General features: G+C 56.2%; 18 protein-coding genes and 1 pseudogene. 13 read left to right on the top strand and 6 right to left on the bottom strand.

Annotation, left to right across the window (positions count from 1 at the left end; all coding sequences use genetic code 11):
* Positions 1-5: 5 nt before the first annotated feature.
* The gene (locus C468_RS17470; protein WP_080510611.1) at positions 6-1,250 is read right to left on the bottom strand and encodes a hypothetical protein; all 1,245 of its coding nucleotides are present in this window, start codon (positions 1,248-1,250) and stop codon (positions 6-8) included.
* Between the two features lie 142 nt (positions 1,251-1,392).
* Positions 1,393-1,644 carry a MarR family transcriptional regulator gene (locus C468_RS17465; RefSeq protein ID WP_241430974.1) on the bottom strand — a complete coding sequence of 84 codons (252 nt, stop codon included), beginning with the start codon at positions 1,642-1,644 and terminating at the stop codon, positions 1,393-1,395.
* A 156-nt stretch (positions 1,645-1,800) separates the two neighbouring features.
* Here C468_RS17465 and C468_RS04690 point away from each other — a divergent pair, with 156 nt between their 5' ends.
* The 13 genes and pseudogenes from C468_RS04690 to C468_RS04645 all read left to right on the top strand — a co-directional run bounded on the left by C468_RS04690 (position 1,801) and on the right by C468_RS04645 (position 13,223).
* Positions 1,801-2,394, top strand: coding sequence for a hypothetical protein (locus C468_RS04690; RefSeq protein WP_008847722.1), 594 nt, complete (start codon positions 1,801-1,803; stop codon positions 2,392-2,394).
* The gene (locus tag C468_RS04685; protein ID WP_008847721.1) at positions 2,394-3,314 is read left to right on the top strand and encodes a hypothetical protein; all 921 of its coding nucleotides are present in this window, start codon (positions 2,394-2,396) and stop codon (positions 3,312-3,314) included. The genes C468_RS04690 and C468_RS04685 overlap by 1 nt, the downstream gene beginning before the upstream one ends.
* Positions 3,314-4,141, top strand: coding sequence for a hypothetical protein (locus C468_RS04680; RefSeq protein WP_008847720.1), 828 nt, complete (start codon positions 3,314-3,316; stop codon positions 4,139-4,141). Before C468_RS04685 ends, C468_RS04680 begins: the two co-directional genes overlap by 1 nt.
* A 589-nt stretch (positions 4,142-4,730) precedes the next feature.
* Positions 4,731-5,675: a hypothetical protein gene (locus C468_RS04675; protein WP_008847719.1), complete on the top strand. Its 945-nt coding sequence runs from the start codon at positions 4,731-4,733 to the stop codon at positions 5,673-5,675.
* Positions 5,672-6,334, top strand: a pseudogene (locus tag C468_RS19315) (hypothetical protein). Before C468_RS04675 ends, C468_RS19315 begins: the two are co-directional and overlap by 4 nt.
* Before the next feature lie 126 nt (positions 6,335-6,460).
* Positions 6,461-7,585, top strand: coding sequence for an HNH endonuclease (locus tag C468_RS04665; RefSeq protein ID WP_008847718.1), 1,125 nt, complete (start codon positions 6,461-6,463; stop codon positions 7,583-7,585).
* 252 nt (positions 7,586-7,837) lie between these two features.
* Entirely contained in the window at positions 7,838-8,194 is a 357-nt protein-coding gene (locus C468_RS17960; protein WP_152422862.1) for a hypothetical protein, read from the top strand.
* Positions 8,191-8,562, top strand: coding sequence for a hypothetical protein (locus tag C468_RS17955; protein ID WP_152422861.1), 372 nt, complete (start codon positions 8,191-8,193; stop codon positions 8,560-8,562). The genes C468_RS17960 and C468_RS17955 overlap by 4 nt, the downstream gene beginning before the upstream one ends.
* Positions 8,555-8,812 carry a hypothetical protein gene (locus C468_RS17950; protein ID WP_152422860.1) on the top strand — a complete coding sequence of 86 codons (258 nt, stop codon included), beginning with the start codon at positions 8,555-8,557 and terminating at the stop codon, positions 8,810-8,812. Before C468_RS17955 ends, C468_RS17950 begins: the two co-directional genes overlap by 8 nt.
* A 270-nt stretch (positions 8,813-9,082) precedes the next feature.
* Positions 9,083-10,456, top strand: a complete 1,374-nt coding sequence (gene xseA / locus C468_RS04660) for an exodeoxyribonuclease VII large subunit (protein ID WP_049912049.1) — start codon at positions 9,083-9,085, stop codon at positions 10,454-10,456.
* A gap of 33 nt (positions 10,457-10,489) precedes the next feature.
* Positions 10,490-10,708, top strand: a complete 219-nt coding sequence (locus C468_RS04655) for an exodeoxyribonuclease VII small subunit (RefSeq protein ID WP_008847716.1) — start codon at positions 10,490-10,492, stop codon at positions 10,706-10,708.
* Positions 10,709-11,161: 453 nt separating this feature from the next.
* Entirely contained in the window at positions 11,162-11,659 is a 498-nt protein-coding gene (locus C468_RS04650; protein ID WP_008847715.1) for a hypothetical protein, read from the top strand.
* Positions 11,660-11,831: 172 nt separating this feature from the next.
* Positions 11,832-13,223, top strand: a complete 1,392-nt coding sequence (locus tag C468_RS04645) for an ATP-binding protein (RefSeq protein ID WP_008847714.1) — start codon at positions 11,832-11,834, stop codon at positions 13,221-13,223.
* Between the two features lie 63 nt (positions 13,224-13,286).
* Here the strand turns inward: C468_RS04645 and C468_RS18340 are convergent, their stop codons facing one another.
* From C468_RS18340 to C468_RS04635, 4 genes are all read right to left on the bottom strand, one after another.
* The gene (locus C468_RS18340) at positions 13,287-13,463 is read right to left on the bottom strand and encodes a hypothetical protein (protein ID WP_161609720.1); all 177 of its coding nucleotides are present in this window, start codon (positions 13,461-13,463) and stop codon (positions 13,287-13,289) included.
* Positions 13,460-14,071 carry a winged helix-turn-helix domain-containing protein gene (locus C468_RS04640; protein WP_241430973.1) on the bottom strand — a complete coding sequence of 204 codons (612 nt, stop codon included), beginning with the start codon at positions 14,069-14,071 and terminating at the stop codon, positions 13,460-13,462. The genes C468_RS18340 and C468_RS04640 overlap by 4 nt, the downstream gene beginning before the upstream one ends.
* Positions 14,072-14,730: 659 nt before the next feature.
* Entirely contained in the window at positions 14,731-15,882 is a 1,152-nt protein-coding gene (locus C468_RS17945; protein ID WP_152422859.1) for a DUF7537 family lipoprotein, read from the bottom strand.
* Between the two features lie 539 nt (positions 15,883-16,421).
* Positions 16,422-17,224, bottom strand: an 803-nt coding sequence (locus C468_RS04635; RefSeq protein ID WP_008847712.1) for an IS110 family transposase, incomplete at its 5' end; no start/stop codon positions are given.

Here is a 17,224-nt window from a genome sequence, read left to right as displayed (position 1 = left end):
GTACTTCAGATCGGCTGTTCCAATCGCCAATTGCTCTCCTCCGGTTCAAGATTACTCGAATCAGATCCGGACTCCGCAAGGATGCCGGAATGATACAGCATCTGTTTGAACTGGTACACGACCACCGAACGGTACACTTGTGACTCTAACAGCGAGGCTGTGATCAAGTCACCGTCACCAGTCAGTACTGCAGATCGTGCCTCTTCCGTATCTCGAATAAAGAACTCGACCGCGAACGTGGGCGAGGTATCGAACAGATGCTCTACAACGATAGGAAGGATCGGCGGCTGATCGTTGTTCTGAAGCTCCTGAATGTGGTTTACGAGTGTCTGTGTTGCGGGAAAAGAGAATACAACCCACCGGGCAACTAACGCCCAGTCTGATGCTAACTGGGTCAGTCTTGTCCGCTCCCTTTTCCATGATTTGAACTCTTCTAAGACAGAGTTCAATGACTGCTCGTGTTTTTGTAACCCGAATCGAAGCACTTCCTCACCTAAAGGAGATAGAACGTCGGAACCATCTGCTTGCTTTTCGATCAACCCGAGGAAGGCGGCACCATCCCTAGCACTTCTGAAATCCCTCACTACGTACTCTTCGAGAACATTCTCAGTCGGCTCCGGATGATAAACACAGAATGGGTATCCAAGATAGTTTTTCGGTCGGTTGAGATGAAACGACTGGTCAGCAACACGCTGTGGGCCGGCTTGGAAACGTATCGTCGATGCCTCTCGACCGACCTGTGTGCCAACTACTCGCGGTTTCTCAAGCACATCTACCGACCGGTCTTCTGTGACTCCGAGAATACCGACATTTAACTCTCGACCAAGTGCTCGGGTATCTGGCGAGATAGAACTTCGAGGAGCGGCCAAAAATCCGAGATTCGCTTCCTGTAGCCGGTTATGAGCTTGAACAATTCCCGTCTCCGTGTCTACCTGTCCGGTCGATCCATATCCCTTCGCTTCAACGACGACCAGAGGCGGCGAATCTAGGTCTCCATGGTGACCACGAAACGAGTTACTCGCAATCGAACCGGCACCAACAAGATCCGGATACCCTGAACCCACACGTACGTGATTGAATGGCGCTAGGGTCTCGGTTACTTCCTGTGGGATTGGTACATCATTCAACCACTGGTCGGTCGAGAACTGAGTATCGACAACTGTGTATCCTGAGCCGGTCTCATCTCCGGTAAACAACTGCTCTTTTGTCGTTGCTAGCACTTCAGGCTCAGTCATTGACAGTGTTCGCATATACAAGGGGAGCTATTCCAGCATCAAATAGATCCGTAGTGGTGTTCAGCTTGGAATGAACAGTTAGGCAGATCGATTTACGAGTGTTCAGACTCGAGATTACCTCTTCCACCGAAACAGAGTGAGTTTGAGAGAAGGCTCATTACGATCTAGGATCTTCAGTAAGTTGCCAGAGTGCTGTTGGCTCATGGACATATTCTACAAACTCCGCAGCATGAAGTCTATCTAGCCTCTTTGTTACAGTCGGTCGAGATAGACCTGTAAAATCCACAAGCGCACCCGTTGTGAGATTGCCTTTAGATACAAATTCATCAATCACTTTCTCAGTATTCTTGTCTATTCTCAGGGGCATGTTTACGTCATGTCTTTTTTGGTTCCTCTTATCTCTCACCATACATATTAGTAAACACGAACTACCTTTACTATTCGTTAAGTATAAGTAAGCAGGAGCATTAGGAGAGATTGAACACTCGGTCCCACGGGGCAGTCGATTAGAATGCCCGCGTGTTGGCGCACGCGGACCGGGTTCCCACACAGAAAGTAAGAACCCATGAAACAGAAGGACTTCACCGGTCAAGAGAACGTCGATCAGTTAATTGAAGCAATAAACCAAGTGGAATTTCATGCGCTCGGGGAAGGGCCGGCAGCATGTCAAATCTGCGACCGCAAACTCCGGGAAGGCGACGACCTAACGGCCTATGCCTTCCGGGCAGCTGGCAACCCCATTTTTGAGATCGGATACGTGATGTGCGGGGCGGACGAGCACGCGCACCCGACAGAGTTCATGAGGGGCGTCCACGAACTCGTCGTGACAGGCCGAATTGGCCTGTGTACTGACGTGGCGACCCAGTCATCGTGGCTGGTGCTCATCGAGCCAGAACCAGTTGTGGCGAGCCGACCCACATCGACCGACGCCTACACGATCGGTGAGGAAACGACACGCGAGAGCGACCCGCTCCACACGCACCAGGCCACCGAGGCTGACCCGACACCACCGTTCGAAGGCATCCATGAGCGCGGGTCAACGCAACTCGAAGGGACCACCGAGCACACGGCCGACTACTCCCAGAGAGACGGGACACAGCAGGCCGAACACAACGAGCAGGTCCACCAACAGGCGACCAACCAGGGGGGTGACGAGTAATGCCCCCAGCATTCGACACCGAACACCTCGACCACGAGATGTCACTCCCAGACGACATCGAGAATCTCACACTCCCGGACCTGTATGTGGGCCTCGAAATCCCACTGCTCGCACCGGGTGATGGGATCGTCACGGATCGCCATCACGCCTCGGCGGACCGCTACGAGGCGGACGACCCACAAAACCAAATCGGCGGGATGGTGTCTCCGTTCCCACTCTCGGGGTGGTTACGCCACGGCTGTGAACGCGTGATACAGATCGCCGGCGGCACGGCGTGCCACCCGGGCGAAGCGAACGCGGACTACATGCTCGAGGACGTGTACGAGCGCGACCTCGACGCCGGGTACCACGAGAAAGGCTCGTGCGTCGACGGCGATGCGGGCTGTGTCCTTTACGACTTGTTCGGCGGGTTCAACGACCGGGCGGGACGGCTGGTGCGCCGGCCGCTCCGGTTCTCGCCAATTCGCCGGCAAGTCGACGTCCTACAGGGCGAAGCGGAAGCGCACTACCGGCAACTGAACACCCAGGTGCGCTCACGCAACAGCGAGGATGACGGGCAGCCGCTGCGAATGGCGTCCCGGGACGTTGTCGGGAACTTGGTGGGGACGTGGAAACTCTCGTTGCGAGAGCTGAAACCGGAATACGTCGGGCTCCTGGTTGAGGCGGTCGATTACCTTGACGCCCATAGCGACGAATTCGAACTCCAACTTGGCGGCGCGCGGAACTTCGGGGCGGGCATGGTCGATGCGCGCGTCATCAACCCGCTCTACACGGACGCTGAGATCAAGCGGGTGTACAATCGCGCCCAAGACGCCACCTCGGGAATGGCGTGGAAAGATGACCTGTGGCGGGAGTCAGTGCGTCAGCAGTTCGTGAAACCGCTTCAAGAGCGGGTTAACGGCGATGCGGGGGCGACATAATGCCCCCGGCGGCAACGGATGAGGCCGCGAACGTGGACCTGCGAGTGGCGTACCGCCACGACGTCCACAAACTTCGCGGTCGCCAGCACGGGTCGGGACGTGACGAGCTGTTCGATGTGCCGGTGAACGACTCAGTCCCGTTGCAGGCGGATCGAGATGCGGCGTTACTGAGCCGGCCGGACGGTGAACCCGAGCAGACGGTTGCGAATCACGCGTCGCCGGCGCGGCTGTCGCTGCTGACGGGCTCGGTGCTCGAAACAGGGGCGGTCCCGGTACAAGAAACCACAATTGAGCCGTTGATCGATGGCTCGCCAGACGAACTCCACGCAGCGTGGCTGACGAGTGAGACCGCAGCGCTGGTGAACGAGTCGGTGTATCTCCCGTACTCGTCGCTCAAATACCACATATTGCTGGTGGCCGCGTTGCTCGACGCATATCGGGCGGGCCACACATTTGACGACCTGTTTCTGGTTGCTGAGCCGACGTCGGAATCACCACCGCGGAACGCGGATCGAAAAGCGAGACAGCAGGCGGCACTCGCCGCGGACTGCGTGGTGCCACACCGAACCATCCTGTGGACGGGAGCGGTGACGATGCGGCTGACGGCGTCACCAGATGGACCAGCGGCGTGGCCTGGCCCAGTCCCGGCTGAATCGTTTGCTGATGTATGGAACCGAGTGTCTGGGTCGCCCTTGGGCCGTGAAGCGCAGTGGTGGCGACACGTCGACGCACAACTCCGCCGAATCCGATCGTGGTCGACAGCGCTACAGTACATCGAGGATGCTGTCGCCGAGGATACGCGAGGGACGACGGAGGTGAGCGGGTGACCCGCCGACACGATCGTGACTGGCGGACCGCCGACCCCACCCATGCGATATGGTCGTGCGGTGAGCCTGTGGGTCGGACTCTCGGTCCGCCGGCATCGCAGGTGAGTGGGTGTCGACATCCGCTGGCCAGCCAGGAAGCGCACGCACCGTCAACGACCGAGCACGCCACGGCTGGGACGCCAGACACGACAGACTGTCCGATATGGTCAAGCGGTGAGTCTGTGAGTCGGGCTGCCAGTCTGCTTGCGTCGTTAGTGGATGGGCGTCGACAGTCGCTGCCCTGCCCGGGAGCGCCCGCGACACTGCCGGCTCGACGAACGTCGACGACAGCTGGGGGCGCACACCATCCCGGCGACCCAGCAGCATGGGTCGGCTGTGAGTCCACGGGGCGGGCTCCTATCAGGAGCCTCCGTGTCAGTCGGTGGTGGTCGATACCGCTGAGCGCACTCACTGAGCGTGAATATCGGCTGCGGGCGAATCAATCTACGACAGCCCACGGTCACACAGGACGTGAACAGGTTACAACTACTGCACACAACGAGGAATGTGAACATGTTACAACCTCCACTCGAAGCGACGGGGGTGTGGCGTGACGACGATCCAACAGCTGGTGTTCGAGCTGACGACCCCGTATGCGGGGCGGCCGTACCATGTCTCCGGCCATGCCCTGTTTCAGGCGATTGCGTCGGACGTCGACGACCGGACGCGACGCGAGCTACAGGTGAGTCATGGTATCTTCAGCCCGACGGAATACGGCTCCTACCCAGAGTCACACTCCCAGGACGGGTATGCCGGCAAACTCGGCGGCTCGCTGCCACCGGTTGAGTCGTACGAGGATCTGTTCCTGTTTCGAGATGCGGCCCAGCGGTGGCTACAGACATCTCGCCCGCGTGACGCCCAGAACACGATGGATCGTCAGTCCCATGGCGGGCGGCTGACGGTCGCGCCAGAGTCGTTCTTCGGCGTGCCTGCGGAGCAGCGGAATTCGAAGCGCCGAGTGAAATGGTACATCCACGCGTATGTCCATAGCGAGCGCGAGGGCGTGCTGCCGCTTGATGAATCCGTGCTCAATGGGATTCTGCTGGGCGGTGCTCGGAACTACGGCTTCGGCGAGGTGTCGCTCACCGACTCGCAGGTTGTCGACCTCAGCGCGCTCTCGTTCGATGCGCTGCGGGGTCACGACGCGTATACCATCGAGCTGGTGACGCCCTATGTCCTCCAAAGTGAGGCCCCGGACGCGGACACTCAGTCAGTGCCCTGGTGGTGGGACACGTCGGTGACGGGCCTGGGGAGCGATGCGCCGACACGAGACCGCCGGTTGCGTCGCCGCGAGGAGCGCCTCGCTGGGGAGAAGATGTACGAACTGGCGACAGTCGATCACGGGCAACTCGTCGGCTACACTGGGAACGACCCGGTACAGACGGCAAAGAACGGCGTGCGACGGCTGGGGACGCATGCGCGGTTCGGCTTCGGTGAACTGCGAGTGCGGCCGGCCAGCCACGATCGTGTGCCGGAGCGAGGTGAGGTGGCATAGTGCTCGATCAGGTGGCATTCGATATCGAGACGACCGGTTTCGACGTGGATGATGAGGTAACCGTTGTCGGGTTTGCGATGCCGATGGGAGTTCGGGTGTTCGTCCAAACTGCCGGGCGGACAGCCGGCGACGTCGAGGCCAGCGTGAAAGCGCGGCTGTCGGAGACACTCGTGAACGTCTCGACACACACCGATGAGGCCACGCTGCTGGCGGCTGTGGCGACGTTCGTCAGAGATCGGATACAGGACACCGAAACACTCCTCATCGCGTTCAACGGCGAGGTGTGGAGCGGTGGCTTCGATCTGCCGTTCCTACGGAGTCGGTACGCGGCCCGTGAGATGGCGTGACCGTTCGATGTGGCGTACACAGACGTGATGCCGGTGATTTCGGATCGGTTCAACACGACGGTCGACGGCGAGGAACAGCGCGGATTGGCAGCTGTGTACGAGCTACTCGGCGACGGGACCTACAGCGGAATCGATCCGTTTGACGACAGTGCGGCGGCGGTGACCGCCTTCAAAGATGGGCAATTCGACGAACTCGTCTGCCATAACGTGGCGGATATCCTCCGGACGCAGGCGCTCGGCCGGGTTGCTGAGCGGTACTGCGGGAAGGCGGAGTTCAACGTGAAATCGCTCACGGCGACACGAGACACGTGAGTCTGGCTCGGTGAGCGGTTGCGGCGCGTTCCCCAACAGCGGGGCTACTGATTGAAGCGATACACCACGGGGATGAGCGATGCTGGCGGTCACAGTGCGTGCGAAGCCGGACACAGAACCATATACATGAGAGATTCAGAAGACGAGGACACGCCTGACGGAACAGGAGCAGACGACGAACCAACAGCGGACGAGGAGCCCGCGGACACAACGCCGGCCGATGCCGAGACGCCATCGGACCAGTTAGAGACGGCGTCGATGGCCTCGGGCGCGGAGCGGAACGAAACGGTGGGTCAGGCGACGCAGAAGAAGGTGTTAGAACGCGACCGGTATCGCTGCCGGATGTGTAATGTGAAAGCGCCGGCCGCTGGCGGCCTGGCAGATCTCGAGGTCCACCACGCAGATCGGGATCCGGATGATGTCGACGAACACGACCCAGCGAACCTCCTCACGGTGTGCCGGAGTTGCCACTCGTGGCATCACATGAGATCGACGCCCAGCGATATACCCATCCGGCTGACGGAAGCCGATGACAAGAAATTGAAGTCCCACGAGTACGAGATTTTGCGGATCCTCTATGACAACGGCCCACTCCGCACAAAGGAGATTGCGGACAAATTAACAGTTGAGATGACCCGCACGGCTGTTCGAGAGCGGTTGTGGCATTTGGGCGGGCTCGATAATGAAGTGGCTGAGCGGGCAGAGCCGCTCGTGACGAAAGATATCGCTACCCAAGAGTGGGGTTTACTCCCTGATATTGTGACGAGCGCCCGTGGCCACATCCCTGATGACCCGAAATTGCTCGTCCAACGGACAGAAGACGAGCTCGTGCGGCGAGCGCTTGACCGTGGGTGTGATCGCCAGACAGTGATGGAGGTCTTCGATGTCTCGCGGCGCGGCACATTCTACAAGGAGACGCGCTCGAAGATGTATGACTTCCCGCTCGACGCGTTCAGCAGGGGCGGTCGGCCGCGGGTTTCGAAGGAAGCGTCAGATGAGGAGGACTCATCGACGGCAGCGAGAGGACCGGACGAAGCAGAGGCGATACAGAACGCGGCGGCGCGGGCAAGCGAGGTGACTGCTGATGAGGGTGAAGAGTCTGCCGCCAAGATCGTGTCAGATGCGGATGAGTCAGTTGTCGAGGTGGATCAAGAGGATGCGGTTGACGATGCGACTGATGCGGACGGCGTCCAACAGTTGTTAGAGGAGGCGCTTGACGCACTGCGGGACGACGACGTCGTCGAGGAGTAGCCCGCTTTCAGGCGGCATTTTTGTGGTGTAGTCGTTGTGATGCGGGGGAACTTGTGTGACGTGTTTCTAGGTGACGGTACCGATGATTTCGAAATCTGACTAATGAACGACCTATTCTGTTACCCGTGCGAGATACATGGCGCGTATCTCGCATAGAATCAGCCTCTATTTGGCTCAGGTCAGACCGGTTAGTACAATTTGTGTATATTGTGATCCTCAAATTACAAGTGCCTGTTTCTCTATTGTCATTATATGCGTCAAACCATTGAGATCGAATTTGACTGTTCAATCTGTAGCAAGCACATATCGACAGAAGTATCTAGAAATGAAGTCATAGAACTGGTGACTGAAGAGCGAGGCGGCAGTTCAGTTCCCATTTTAGCTGATGACTCAGAGGATAGGATAGCCGAATGTCTTCCAGATGTCCCTCCAGATGTTTCAATTTATATAATATTAACAATAATGAATGTGCTCAGTAATGTTGACGGAACTATCTCCATGGGTGAGCGTGTCCGTAATATGCTTGAATCCGGAGCTGAAGAAGCTCGTTGTCCAGAGTGTGGAGAGCCAATCAATGAAGATAACATAGAGGTTGACGTGGAAGAATGAAAGAGGATAACCCTGAATTCCCTGTGGTTGATCGTGATGAGTATTCGGACGAGGTTGCTAGGTTACCCGTAGATTATATCAAAGAGTATGCGAAGCAGGCTTTTAAATCGGAGAAAGATATTGTAGTTGTATTTCAGGAGGAGGCATCTTGGGACATGTTCCGGTATACGGCTACCAGTCCGTCAGGTATGTGGGTAATGGAGGATCCTGAACAGACTACTGACGAGATTATTCAGAGGCTCGAAAATGAATCAATATATTCCGTTCTTAGTGAATACAAAATAGAGAACATAGCACTGTCACGGTCACTAGATGAACTTGGAAACACGTTCATGGCGGATTCAGACGTTTTGTATGAAAATGAGTAACGAAGTTACAAGATATGGCGAAGCGGCATTTAGACGAGTGGCAGATGATTTTCAAGACGAAATTTTAGTTATTTTTGGGGAGAATGTGTCAGAAGATTTGGTGCGTCTCCCCCCTTCATCTGAGTCATTCTCAAAAGAAGATACATCCATGAGTGTGGACGAGCTGATTGAGACACACGAGGATAGTGAGGACTATGTCAGAATTCCATTAGATGAAGTCAAGAGTTCACTTATTTCGCGTGATATCTGAAACCATGTTCAGTTGACTCTCGCCAGCCAGCTACCAATAGTTTGGCAGGCACGTTCTATCGGCTGGTTCAAGATTTAGATGGGAAATATCTTAGTTCCCGTTCTAATGACATACTCTATATTCAGCAAACGGTTCTTACCAACACCGGAAACACCAACAGACCTGGGCAATTCTAAGTTGCCTACATCAGCGAACGCGCAACTCTACTGCTAGGAGATATCTGCGGAAGAGAGCCAGACTCAAGCCGTGAGAGATGAAACCGCAGACCAGATGGCCGATACGCACGATCCGCGCCCAGAGGGTCCATCGGTTCCGGAGGGGAATGTATGGTCCGTTGGACAGCTCAACGCGGAGATTGGATCTGTGTTGGATGCGGCGCAGGATCGGCTTCCGTCATACGTCGTCGGTGAGGTTTCAGACATTAACCGGTATGACTTCGGGACGTTCTTCGATTTACGCGATTTAGACGATGACGCCACCATTTCGTGTATCATGTGGGCCCACCAGCGGGAGGCGATGGCCCATGAGTTGGAGGAGGGAACTGAAACGATTGTTCGCGCAACCGTTGATTTCTATCACGATGATGGTCGCACCCAGCTTGCGGTGAAGAACTTCTGGCCGGTCGGTGAGTCAGACCGATCAGAGGGTCTCGCCGCGCTTCGGGCCGAGCTCGCAGAAGATGGGTTACTTGATGAGACCGCGAAGCAACCACTGCCAGAGTACCCACGTCACATCGGGGTTGTGACATCGCTAGCTGGGTCCGCTCGCCGTGACTTCGAGGAAGCAGTCCGGGCCCGGAATCCGGGGGTCCCGATTACAGTCTGTGGCGCGACAGTCCAAGGCGAGGCCGCAATCGCCTCACTCGTTACGGCGGTGCGACGACTAGAGCAGGACTCGGCAATCGATGTGATTGTCGTGACGCGTGGCGGGGGCGCTGACGCAGATCTGTGGTGTTTCAACGAGGAACCCGTCGTTCGGGCGATCGCTGATTGTGCGACACCGACGGTCGTTGCGGTTGGGCACGAAGATGACGAGACACTTGCGGAGGCGGTAGCGGATCACCGGTCGATGACGCCAACCGACGCTGGTGTGGCGGTCGAACCGGACCTCGCTTCAGTTCGCCAGCGCGTCGCCGATATTGAACACCGAGTGGATCGTGCCTACACCTCGGTCGTCACCGACCGTGTGGCGACACTCACCCAACGGCTTGACGCCGGGCTCCAAACGCTTCAACAACGAGCGCAGGCTCGGGAGGCGACACGGCAACGCACCGCTGATCTTGAACACCGGATCACGGTCGCGTACGAGGCGCTCGTCACGTCGCGGCTGACTGCGATCGAAACCCAGCTGAATGACGCGTACCAGGCCCTCGAACATGCTGTGGAGACGGATGCGGTGACTGTTCGGGCCGCGCAGCGTCGAGTAGGAGGGCTTGAATCGCGGATCGACACGGCGTATCCGACACGCGTTGACCGTGAGCTTGAGGCGCTCGAAGTGCGAATCGAGGATGGGTACCGCGAGATCGAAACCGACGCCCGCGTGGAAGCGAGTCGGCGAGAGGCTCGACGACTCCGGGTTGCGGTCATTGTGTTGCTTGTCGTGCTGGGGCTTACGCTGCTGGCACTCGCCGTGCGTGTTCTCTGAGGGTTCAAAAGGCTGGGCGGCAATCACCCAGTTATGAGTCAGCACGACGACATCGATATTGGCGGGACAATTGAACGCCTCGAAGAGATTGCTGAAACGCTTGAAGACGGTGAAGTCGGACTAGAGACGGCCAAAGAGCTACGCGAAGAGGCGGATGAGAAACTTGCGATGCTCCGAGATGCGCTCGATGTTGGTGACGGAGACATTATCGAGATTGCTGGCGACGAACTTGATGAGGAGACGACGGAGTAGCATGGTGCGCGGCCTCGCGTGAGACGGGAGTAAACAGTCTTCACGAGTCTGTACACCCACACTTGTGAGTGCCATCGTCGATCAAAATGCGACGGATAGCATCGACGAGATGAGCATCTGGGAAACGGACGAATACAACAACTCGTCGTAGTGCTGCGGGCGACCCCCACTTGGTGACTTGTTAATTTCTCCCCCAAATCTGAAGAATAGGCCCCCTTCAGCGAACTGCTGTTGCTATATTACGCCTAAAAATACGTCTCCAAGAAAAGTGAATATTAAAAATGTCACTCGCAAGAAAGCATATATACCCAGCCCGTTGAGCCACAGTTGAAAGACTAACACCGGACATCTCAAGAATCTCTAGGATGCCCCAATCCCTGCATCCGTAGTACTTTGAGGGAGAGTCCGGCTTCCTCGTCAGCGGACGGAGTAGCTACGGCTACGAAATTCACCATGACAGACGAGAACATTAGCGAGAAATTCCGGACCGACTCGCAACGATACGGTAACGAGAAAACGATCGAAGAAGCGTTCAGTAACCAGGCTCACCGCAACGAAGGCGAGCTTAACGCTGCACTCGAAGACACGACACACCTCAGCGAACAGGAAGCATTCGCGTTCGTGCAGGGATGCCTCGGGACATTCGCATCGGTGTCAAATGAGGAACTGGCTGAAGACATGGTTCAAGGACAGGGGTTCGAGAGCCTGTCTGAATACCGTCAAACCTGCCGTCGAGCTCGGGAGAAGGTCGCTGACGCGATATGGATTTACGAGCTGATTGACGCGTACCGGTTCCCAGATCTCCCCGAGGGATGCGCTGAATGTAACCAGGCACTCGGCGGGATGTGGGTTGAACCAGACGATGGACCAAGTCCACTCTGCAGGAACTGTGCCGACATTGACCCCGACAAGCACTTCCCACCGTGGGAACCTGACGACTCCCGCCAGTAACACACGGCGAACACATTTTTATTTCAGGTAGCGGAGTGACGGGGCCTCAACTGAGATCAAGATACATTCAACGGTTGCCTCTTGCTACTACATAATATGATATCTCTAAATATGATACTCTAAAATATGATTATACAGAATATTTTTATTCTACACCCACTAACACCGCAGTATGACTGGCTTCGTGAATCGCTCGGAGGAGTTGAATCGGCTTCATAGCCTGTTTGACTCAGAGAACGCGGAGCTCGCTGTCGTGTACGGACGGCGACGACTGGGAAAGACGAGACTCGTCAAGAAGGCGCTTGAGGGACGAGAGAACGCTGTTTTCTATCAGGCGCGACAGAAGACGCGGGAACTCCAACGAGAGCAGTTCGTCGAAGCTGCAGCTGACACGGTTCCCGGTATCGAGGACATTCGTCCCGATTGGGAGCGGCTGTTCCGGTATCTGGGCGACCAGAATGCGATCGTTGTCCTCGATGAATTTCCCTACTTGATCGAACAGGACGAGAGCCTCCCGTCGGTGTTACAAGCGTTGTTCGACCACGAGTTCGATGAGTCGGAGACGACGTTCGTGCTGGTCGGGTCGTCGATCAGCATGATGGAGGAAGCGACGCTACTCGGGGATAGTCCGCTGTACGGGCGGACATCCCTCACACTCGACATCCGTGAACTCTCGTTCGACGCCGCAAGGGAGTTCCTGCCAGCTGATGCGACAGCGGATGAGGCCGTCCGTGCGTGGAGCGTGTTCGGTGGCGTCCCCTACTACCTTGAGGAACTCGACGCTGACCGGTCGCTCGGGGAGAACGTTCAGCAGACGGTGCTGACTCGTCACGGGTCCCTCCGCAACGAGCCGGAGTACGTCCTCCGCATGGAACTGACTGAGCCGACGCGCTACTTCTCGATCCTCGAAGCGATCGCCGGCGGGGCAACCGGCCGCAACGAGATTGCCGGTGTGACGGGTATCGACTACAATCAGCTATCGACGTATTTGGACCGGCTCTCGCGGCTTCGGCTCATCGAACGGCACGTGCCGGTGACTGAGAAGCCCGAACGATCCAAGCGAAGCCAGTATCGGCTGCGTGACCCGCTCTTCCGGTTCTGGTTCCGATTCTTGTACGGGAGTGCGGACCGCTATGACCAGTTCGGCGACGAAGCCTACGAACGACTCGTCGAACCGGAGTTGGCCGATTTCGTTGCGCCGGCCTTCGAGCAACTGTGTTGTGAGGCCCTGTGGACGCTGTACGGCGAGACGCCGATCGTCGATGTCGGGCAGTGGTGGTACCAGGACCACGAGATCGACGTCGTCGGACTCACTGACGAAGACACGCTCGTCGTCGGCGAGTGCAAGTATCAGGAATCACCGCTCGACTACAGCGCATTGGCGTCACTAGAGACGCATGTTGAGGAACTCCGGTGGCAGCCGGCAGGCGCTGGCACGCGAACCGTCGAATACGCGTTGTTCTCCCGGAGCGGCTTTACCGACAGCGTTCACGAAGTCGCTGCCGAACGCGACGAGATACGCCTCTACACGATTGACGACGTCGTCGCCGCACTCGGCGGGTGAGCAATTCGTCACCCTCACAGATTGGCCACTGCCAGGTCGGGATGTGTCACCAAAGCTACATCGTCAATCGATCGAAAGCGTCTGTGGATTCAGCGGATCGTCTAGTGACGCCGTTTGGACCAGCGGCTCCTGTTCGACAAACAGGTCTCGAATCTCGCGCAACGCTCCGGCGTCGATAGGGCCGAACACCTCGGATTGCTCATTCGACTGGCGTTGTTGAGAACGTTCGTCGTCGGTCATACGACGACGGATGGATCGCCATTGCCATCGTCATCTGTGTCTGTGCCGGTAAGGTGACCAGTATGAATCGCCTCACCGATAGCGAGTGCGGCTTGGGCAAGCGCGAGGTTGCGTCGTGTCGTTTGCCACTCTGTGAGGAGCGCACCGTGGTTGCTGTCGGCGTCGTCGACAGTCAACTCACGGGCGAATTCCTCGGGTGAATCGACATCATGTTCCTCGCGCCACGCCTGTATCTGTGCCTTCTTATCCGCGATTCCGGATGCGATCTCTCCCAGCGTCTGTTCCGCGAGGAGCGACTGTGCGTGTTCGGTGACAATGGCCGTTTCCGACCGTCGGTACTGCGTCGTCTGGCCGTCCTGCGACGTCGTCACCTCGCCGGCGTTTTCGAGTGTTCGCAGGTGCTTTCGCGCCGTGGTCGCCGAGACACGGGCACGATCGGCGATTTTCGCAGCTGACGTCGGTTCGTAGGCACGGCGGATAATCTCGTATACTCGTTCGAACGCCGTTGTCTCCTCAATCCATTCGTCTTCGACGACATCGTTCACATCACGGTGTTCGGTACCGCCATCCGGGCGTATTCGATGAAGTGGGGACATATCCTCGAGCATCGTATAGCAAATAACGGGAGAACAGTATAATAATCTGTGAAGTAGTATATTGATCATCAGACGCGAAATGCGTGGTGCTATCATCAACTGTATTAACCAACAATCTCTCGGCACATTTCGAATTTGTTGGTTAATGAGGCCCCGGAAATTCGGCTCTGTCAAATCCGATAGTTCAAATACGAGATGATCTGAAACAGCCGGTCGCTGAGGAGTACTTACTCTTCACGTCGACTCTCTTCAATCTACCTCGCTTGTTCGTTGATATTGTAATGATTCCGTGATGGCTCTCCTCCGTCGGATTCTCGAATGCGACGTGGTGAGCTGTTCTGAGACCTCCCTCGTCGAGAGATGCACTTCTGAGAATCCGCTCAGCGGTGTCACCGGCTTCGATCAGTGTCTGATCCGATATTTGGAGCCTTGTGTCGTGTGCTCTCAGAGGTATCGGCTGCCGTTTTCGAGTCTGATTCAAACAATCCACTCAATGCTGCTTGAGACAGTGATATGTTTTTGTGGACGTGCTGAATGTAGGGCGCTAATGCGGTGCGAACCGAGGCCAATCTTTAGCAGAGACCGCTCGCTCAGTATAGAAGAAGCACCTATCGCCTTTTGTTGAGTGACTGGCTCCTAAGGGTGTCGCAAAAAAAGAGTATATCGAGTGGTTAGAGGCGTTCTACGTGGTCAAAGAGGAGGAGAGACGATAATCGCATACGGACAGTCGTTCGACCGTTCAGTTGGGTTACCCCGTCTGGGACTTGTTCTGTATCAACCAACAGCTCGTTCGTATCCGACAACCCAAGATACAGTTGATCACCGACCGAAAGCGCTGACGGAACTCGTTTGCCTCCATCACCTTGGTCGGATCGCAGTCTGATTCGTGTATCGGAGGGCACCTCGCCACCATTCACGAGCTCCATTTCGAATGCCGACCCTCCCTCAATCAGGCTGATGTCGAATTGAAGCCCATTCTCGCGTGCTGTGTCGGCCCAATCGGGCTCTGACACTGTTGTCTCACCAACATTTTCAATACGTGAGGTGAGGCGCTGTTCCTGCGTAGTCCCATCGAATGTGACGGTCAGATCAAAACTCAGCTCAGCCACAAATCCGGAATCCGTGACGACGGTTGAGGCTTCGTATTCGTCTATCTCTCCGCCAAAATTGATACGCTCTGGGTTACTGACGCCGGTGGACGTGTACGTTACAGCGAAGCCATCTGCTGCTTCGACGACCTCTTCGGCTTCGCCCCATTCTGTCGCAGTGAGATACTGCCTGAATTGACCGAGACCGGTTACCTCATTCGTGTCTGGTTGCTGGTTATCGATCCGATAGCGTTGGTCGAATCCCGACTCAACCTGAATGTACGAAACCGATTCGCTATCTGGTGCCCAAATGTACTCAGTGCCGTCTGTTTGCTCAACCTCTCTGTAGATATTATTTGAATCAAACTTATTTGAAGTTGTCTCAGAGAACTCATTCCCGTCAAAGATATCAGTTCGATCCCGAGTAAGTGTTAATGACCCGGCATCAGTAAGTGTTGATTCGTGAGTACTGTAGAGCTGATTACCGGCAATACCATTTTGCGTAGCTCCTTCTGGGTATTCAAACTCCGACAGCGACGGAGTAGAATCCTCGGACGTTGATGTCTCTTCTTCTTCGGAGGGTTCAGACGATTCCGCGTCCTCTGGTGTTTCCTCCTCTCCGGAGGTGTCAGATTGGTCTGCGTTTTCGTTACCGGAACAGCCGGCAAGTGCTGTAGTTAGTGCAGCAGAACTAACCAGAAGTGAACGTTTCGTAATTGGGATACCATTATCCATCACTCATAATTATCCTTAGTACCTTTACACTTAATACTGTGTATGTAAGACAGAAGCGTTACTAAACTATTCTGTATAATGATATAATGAACGCTGAAGGGTTCTGTATATCCCTTGAACAACAGGTGCTCGACATGTCATACATTCATTTCGAGCGATTCAATTGAGCAGTTTTGATAGCTGTGTAAGATACACTCTCTGTATCTCGCACAGGGCTCCTGACACAATGAAGGTAGATCCGTACTGTGTGTCGGTATGTGGGTCGCCTGTACTGAGAGATTCCTGCGTCCCCTGTACTGATGTGAACCGGGGAGAAATGTATCTCTTGCTGAGGATTTCACCTATGGAAACGCTGCTAGCCGACCAAACCACGTCTAGCGACAAAATGATTACGCCGTCCGGGGATCTGCTGTTCTCACAACCGGCAGGCGGTCGGAACGTGTCTGCGGTGCGGTCGCTGTCTGGCGATAGCTGGCGCTCACGGAGGGCCTCGGCCGTCCACTGAGGGCCGCCGGTCCGGCGGCCCTCAGATCCCTCGTCTATGCGGTCACACCCGGTGGATCATACGCTTCTCCCCGATCAAGCATGTGGTAGATCGACACCAGCATCTTCCGAGCTGCTGCCACGATCGCTTTCTGTGAGTTCTTCCGGCTTGCTAACCGGTCGTAAAACCGACTCAGATACTCGTCGTTACTCGTATGAACTGCGGTGTTTGCTGCTTGGACGAGCAGCCATCGTACACGCCCTGATCCACGTTTCGAGATGCTCCCTTCGATCCGCGAGTCGCCTGACTCGCGGATCACCGGGTTCAATCCGACGTAACTGACGACCTCCTTGTCACCGTCAAATCGATCGACCCCACCTAACTCCGCGTAGATCGTCAGCGCCGTGTAGTAGCTCACCCCGGGGATCGTCATCAGCAGCTGGGTCTCCTTCAGAGACCCAGCGCGCTGTTCAATCGTCTCATCGAGCTTCTGAATCTCTTCGGTGAGCGACTCGATCAGGTCGAGGTACGACTCAAGCAACGCGTCGAACGGTGTCGGGATCGAGAGTCCCCGCAGGGACTCTCGTCCCGTCACGGTCAGTGGTTTCACGTCTTCAGTGATGCCGTGATCGGAGAGGAGTCCGTGAACCTTGTTGGCGTACTTGGTGCGGTTTTCGACCAACGTCTGTCGCCCGCGCACGAGTGCGCGGGCTTCCCTTACCTCCTCGGTTGGAACGTAGCTTTCAGGCACCGAATTCAACCGGAGCATCCGCGCGAGTTCTTTGGCGTCAACGCGGTCGGTTTTCTTGTCGGTGTCTGCGATCTGGTTGATCTTTTTGGGATGAGCAACGGTTACAT

This window comes from Halorubrum kocurii JCM 14978 (assembly GCF_000337355.1).
GTDB lineage: Archaea > Halobacteriota > Halobacteria > Halobacteriales > Haloferacaceae > Halorubrum > Halorubrum kocurii.
This window is presented reverse-complemented; position numbering and strand designations above follow the sequence as displayed.

Bases quoted from the DNA above. Each gene is read 5' to 3' on its own strand.
- C468_RS04650 (WP_008847715.1), top strand. From the start codon at position 11,162: ATGACAGACGAGAACATTAGCGAGAAATTCCGGACCGACTCGCAACGA.
- C468_RS17465 (WP_241430974.1), bottom strand. From the start codon at position 1,644: ATGGTGAGAGATAAGAGGAACCAAAAAAGACATGACGTAAACATGCCC.
- C468_RS18340 (WP_161609720.1), bottom strand. From the start codon at position 13,463: ATGACCGACGACGAACGTTCTCAACAACGCCAGTCGAATGAGCAATCC.
- C468_RS17945 (WP_152422859.1), bottom strand. From the start codon at position 15,882: ATGGATAATGGTATCCCAATTACGAAACGTTCACTTCTGGTTAGTTCT.
- C468_RS04655 (WP_008847716.1), top strand. From the start codon at position 10,490: ATGAGTCAGCACGACGACATCGATATTGGCGGGACAATTGAACGCCTC.
- C468_RS17470 (WP_080510611.1), bottom strand. From the start codon at position 1,250: ATGCGAACACTGTCAATGACTGAGCCTGAAGTGCTAGCAACGACAAAA.
- C468_RS04680 (WP_008847720.1), top strand. From the start codon at position 3,314: ATGCCCCCGGCGGCAACGGATGAGGCCGCGAACGTGGACCTGCGAGTG.
- C468_RS17960 (WP_152422862.1), top strand. From the start codon at position 7,838: ATGCGTCAAACCATTGAGATCGAATTTGACTGTTCAATCTGTAGCAAG.
- C468_RS17950 (WP_152422860.1), top strand. From the start codon at position 8,555: ATGAGTAACGAAGTTACAAGATATGGCGAAGCGGCATTTAGACGAGTG.
- C468_RS04690 (WP_008847722.1), top strand. From the start codon at position 1,801: ATGAAACAGAAGGACTTCACCGGTCAAGAGAACGTCGATCAGTTAATT.
- C468_RS04645 (WP_008847714.1), top strand. From the start codon at position 11,832: ATGACTGGCTTCGTGAATCGCTCGGAGGAGTTGAATCGGCTTCATAGC.
- C468_RS04640 (WP_241430973.1), bottom strand. From the start codon at position 14,071: ATGCTCGAGGATATGTCCCCACTTCATCGAATACGCCCGGATGGCGGT.
- xseA (WP_049912049.1), top strand. From the start codon at position 9,083: ATGGCCGATACGCACGATCCGCGCCCAGAGGGTCCATCGGTTCCGGAG.
- C468_RS17955 (WP_152422861.1), top strand. From the start codon at position 8,191: ATGAAAGAGGATAACCCTGAATTCCCTGTGGTTGATCGTGATGAGTAT.
- C468_RS04665 (WP_008847718.1), top strand. From the start codon at position 6,461: ATGAGAGATTCAGAAGACGAGGACACGCCTGACGGAACAGGAGCAGAC.
- C468_RS04685 (WP_008847721.1), top strand. From the start codon at position 2,394: ATGCCCCCAGCATTCGACACCGAACACCTCGACCACGAGATGTCACTC.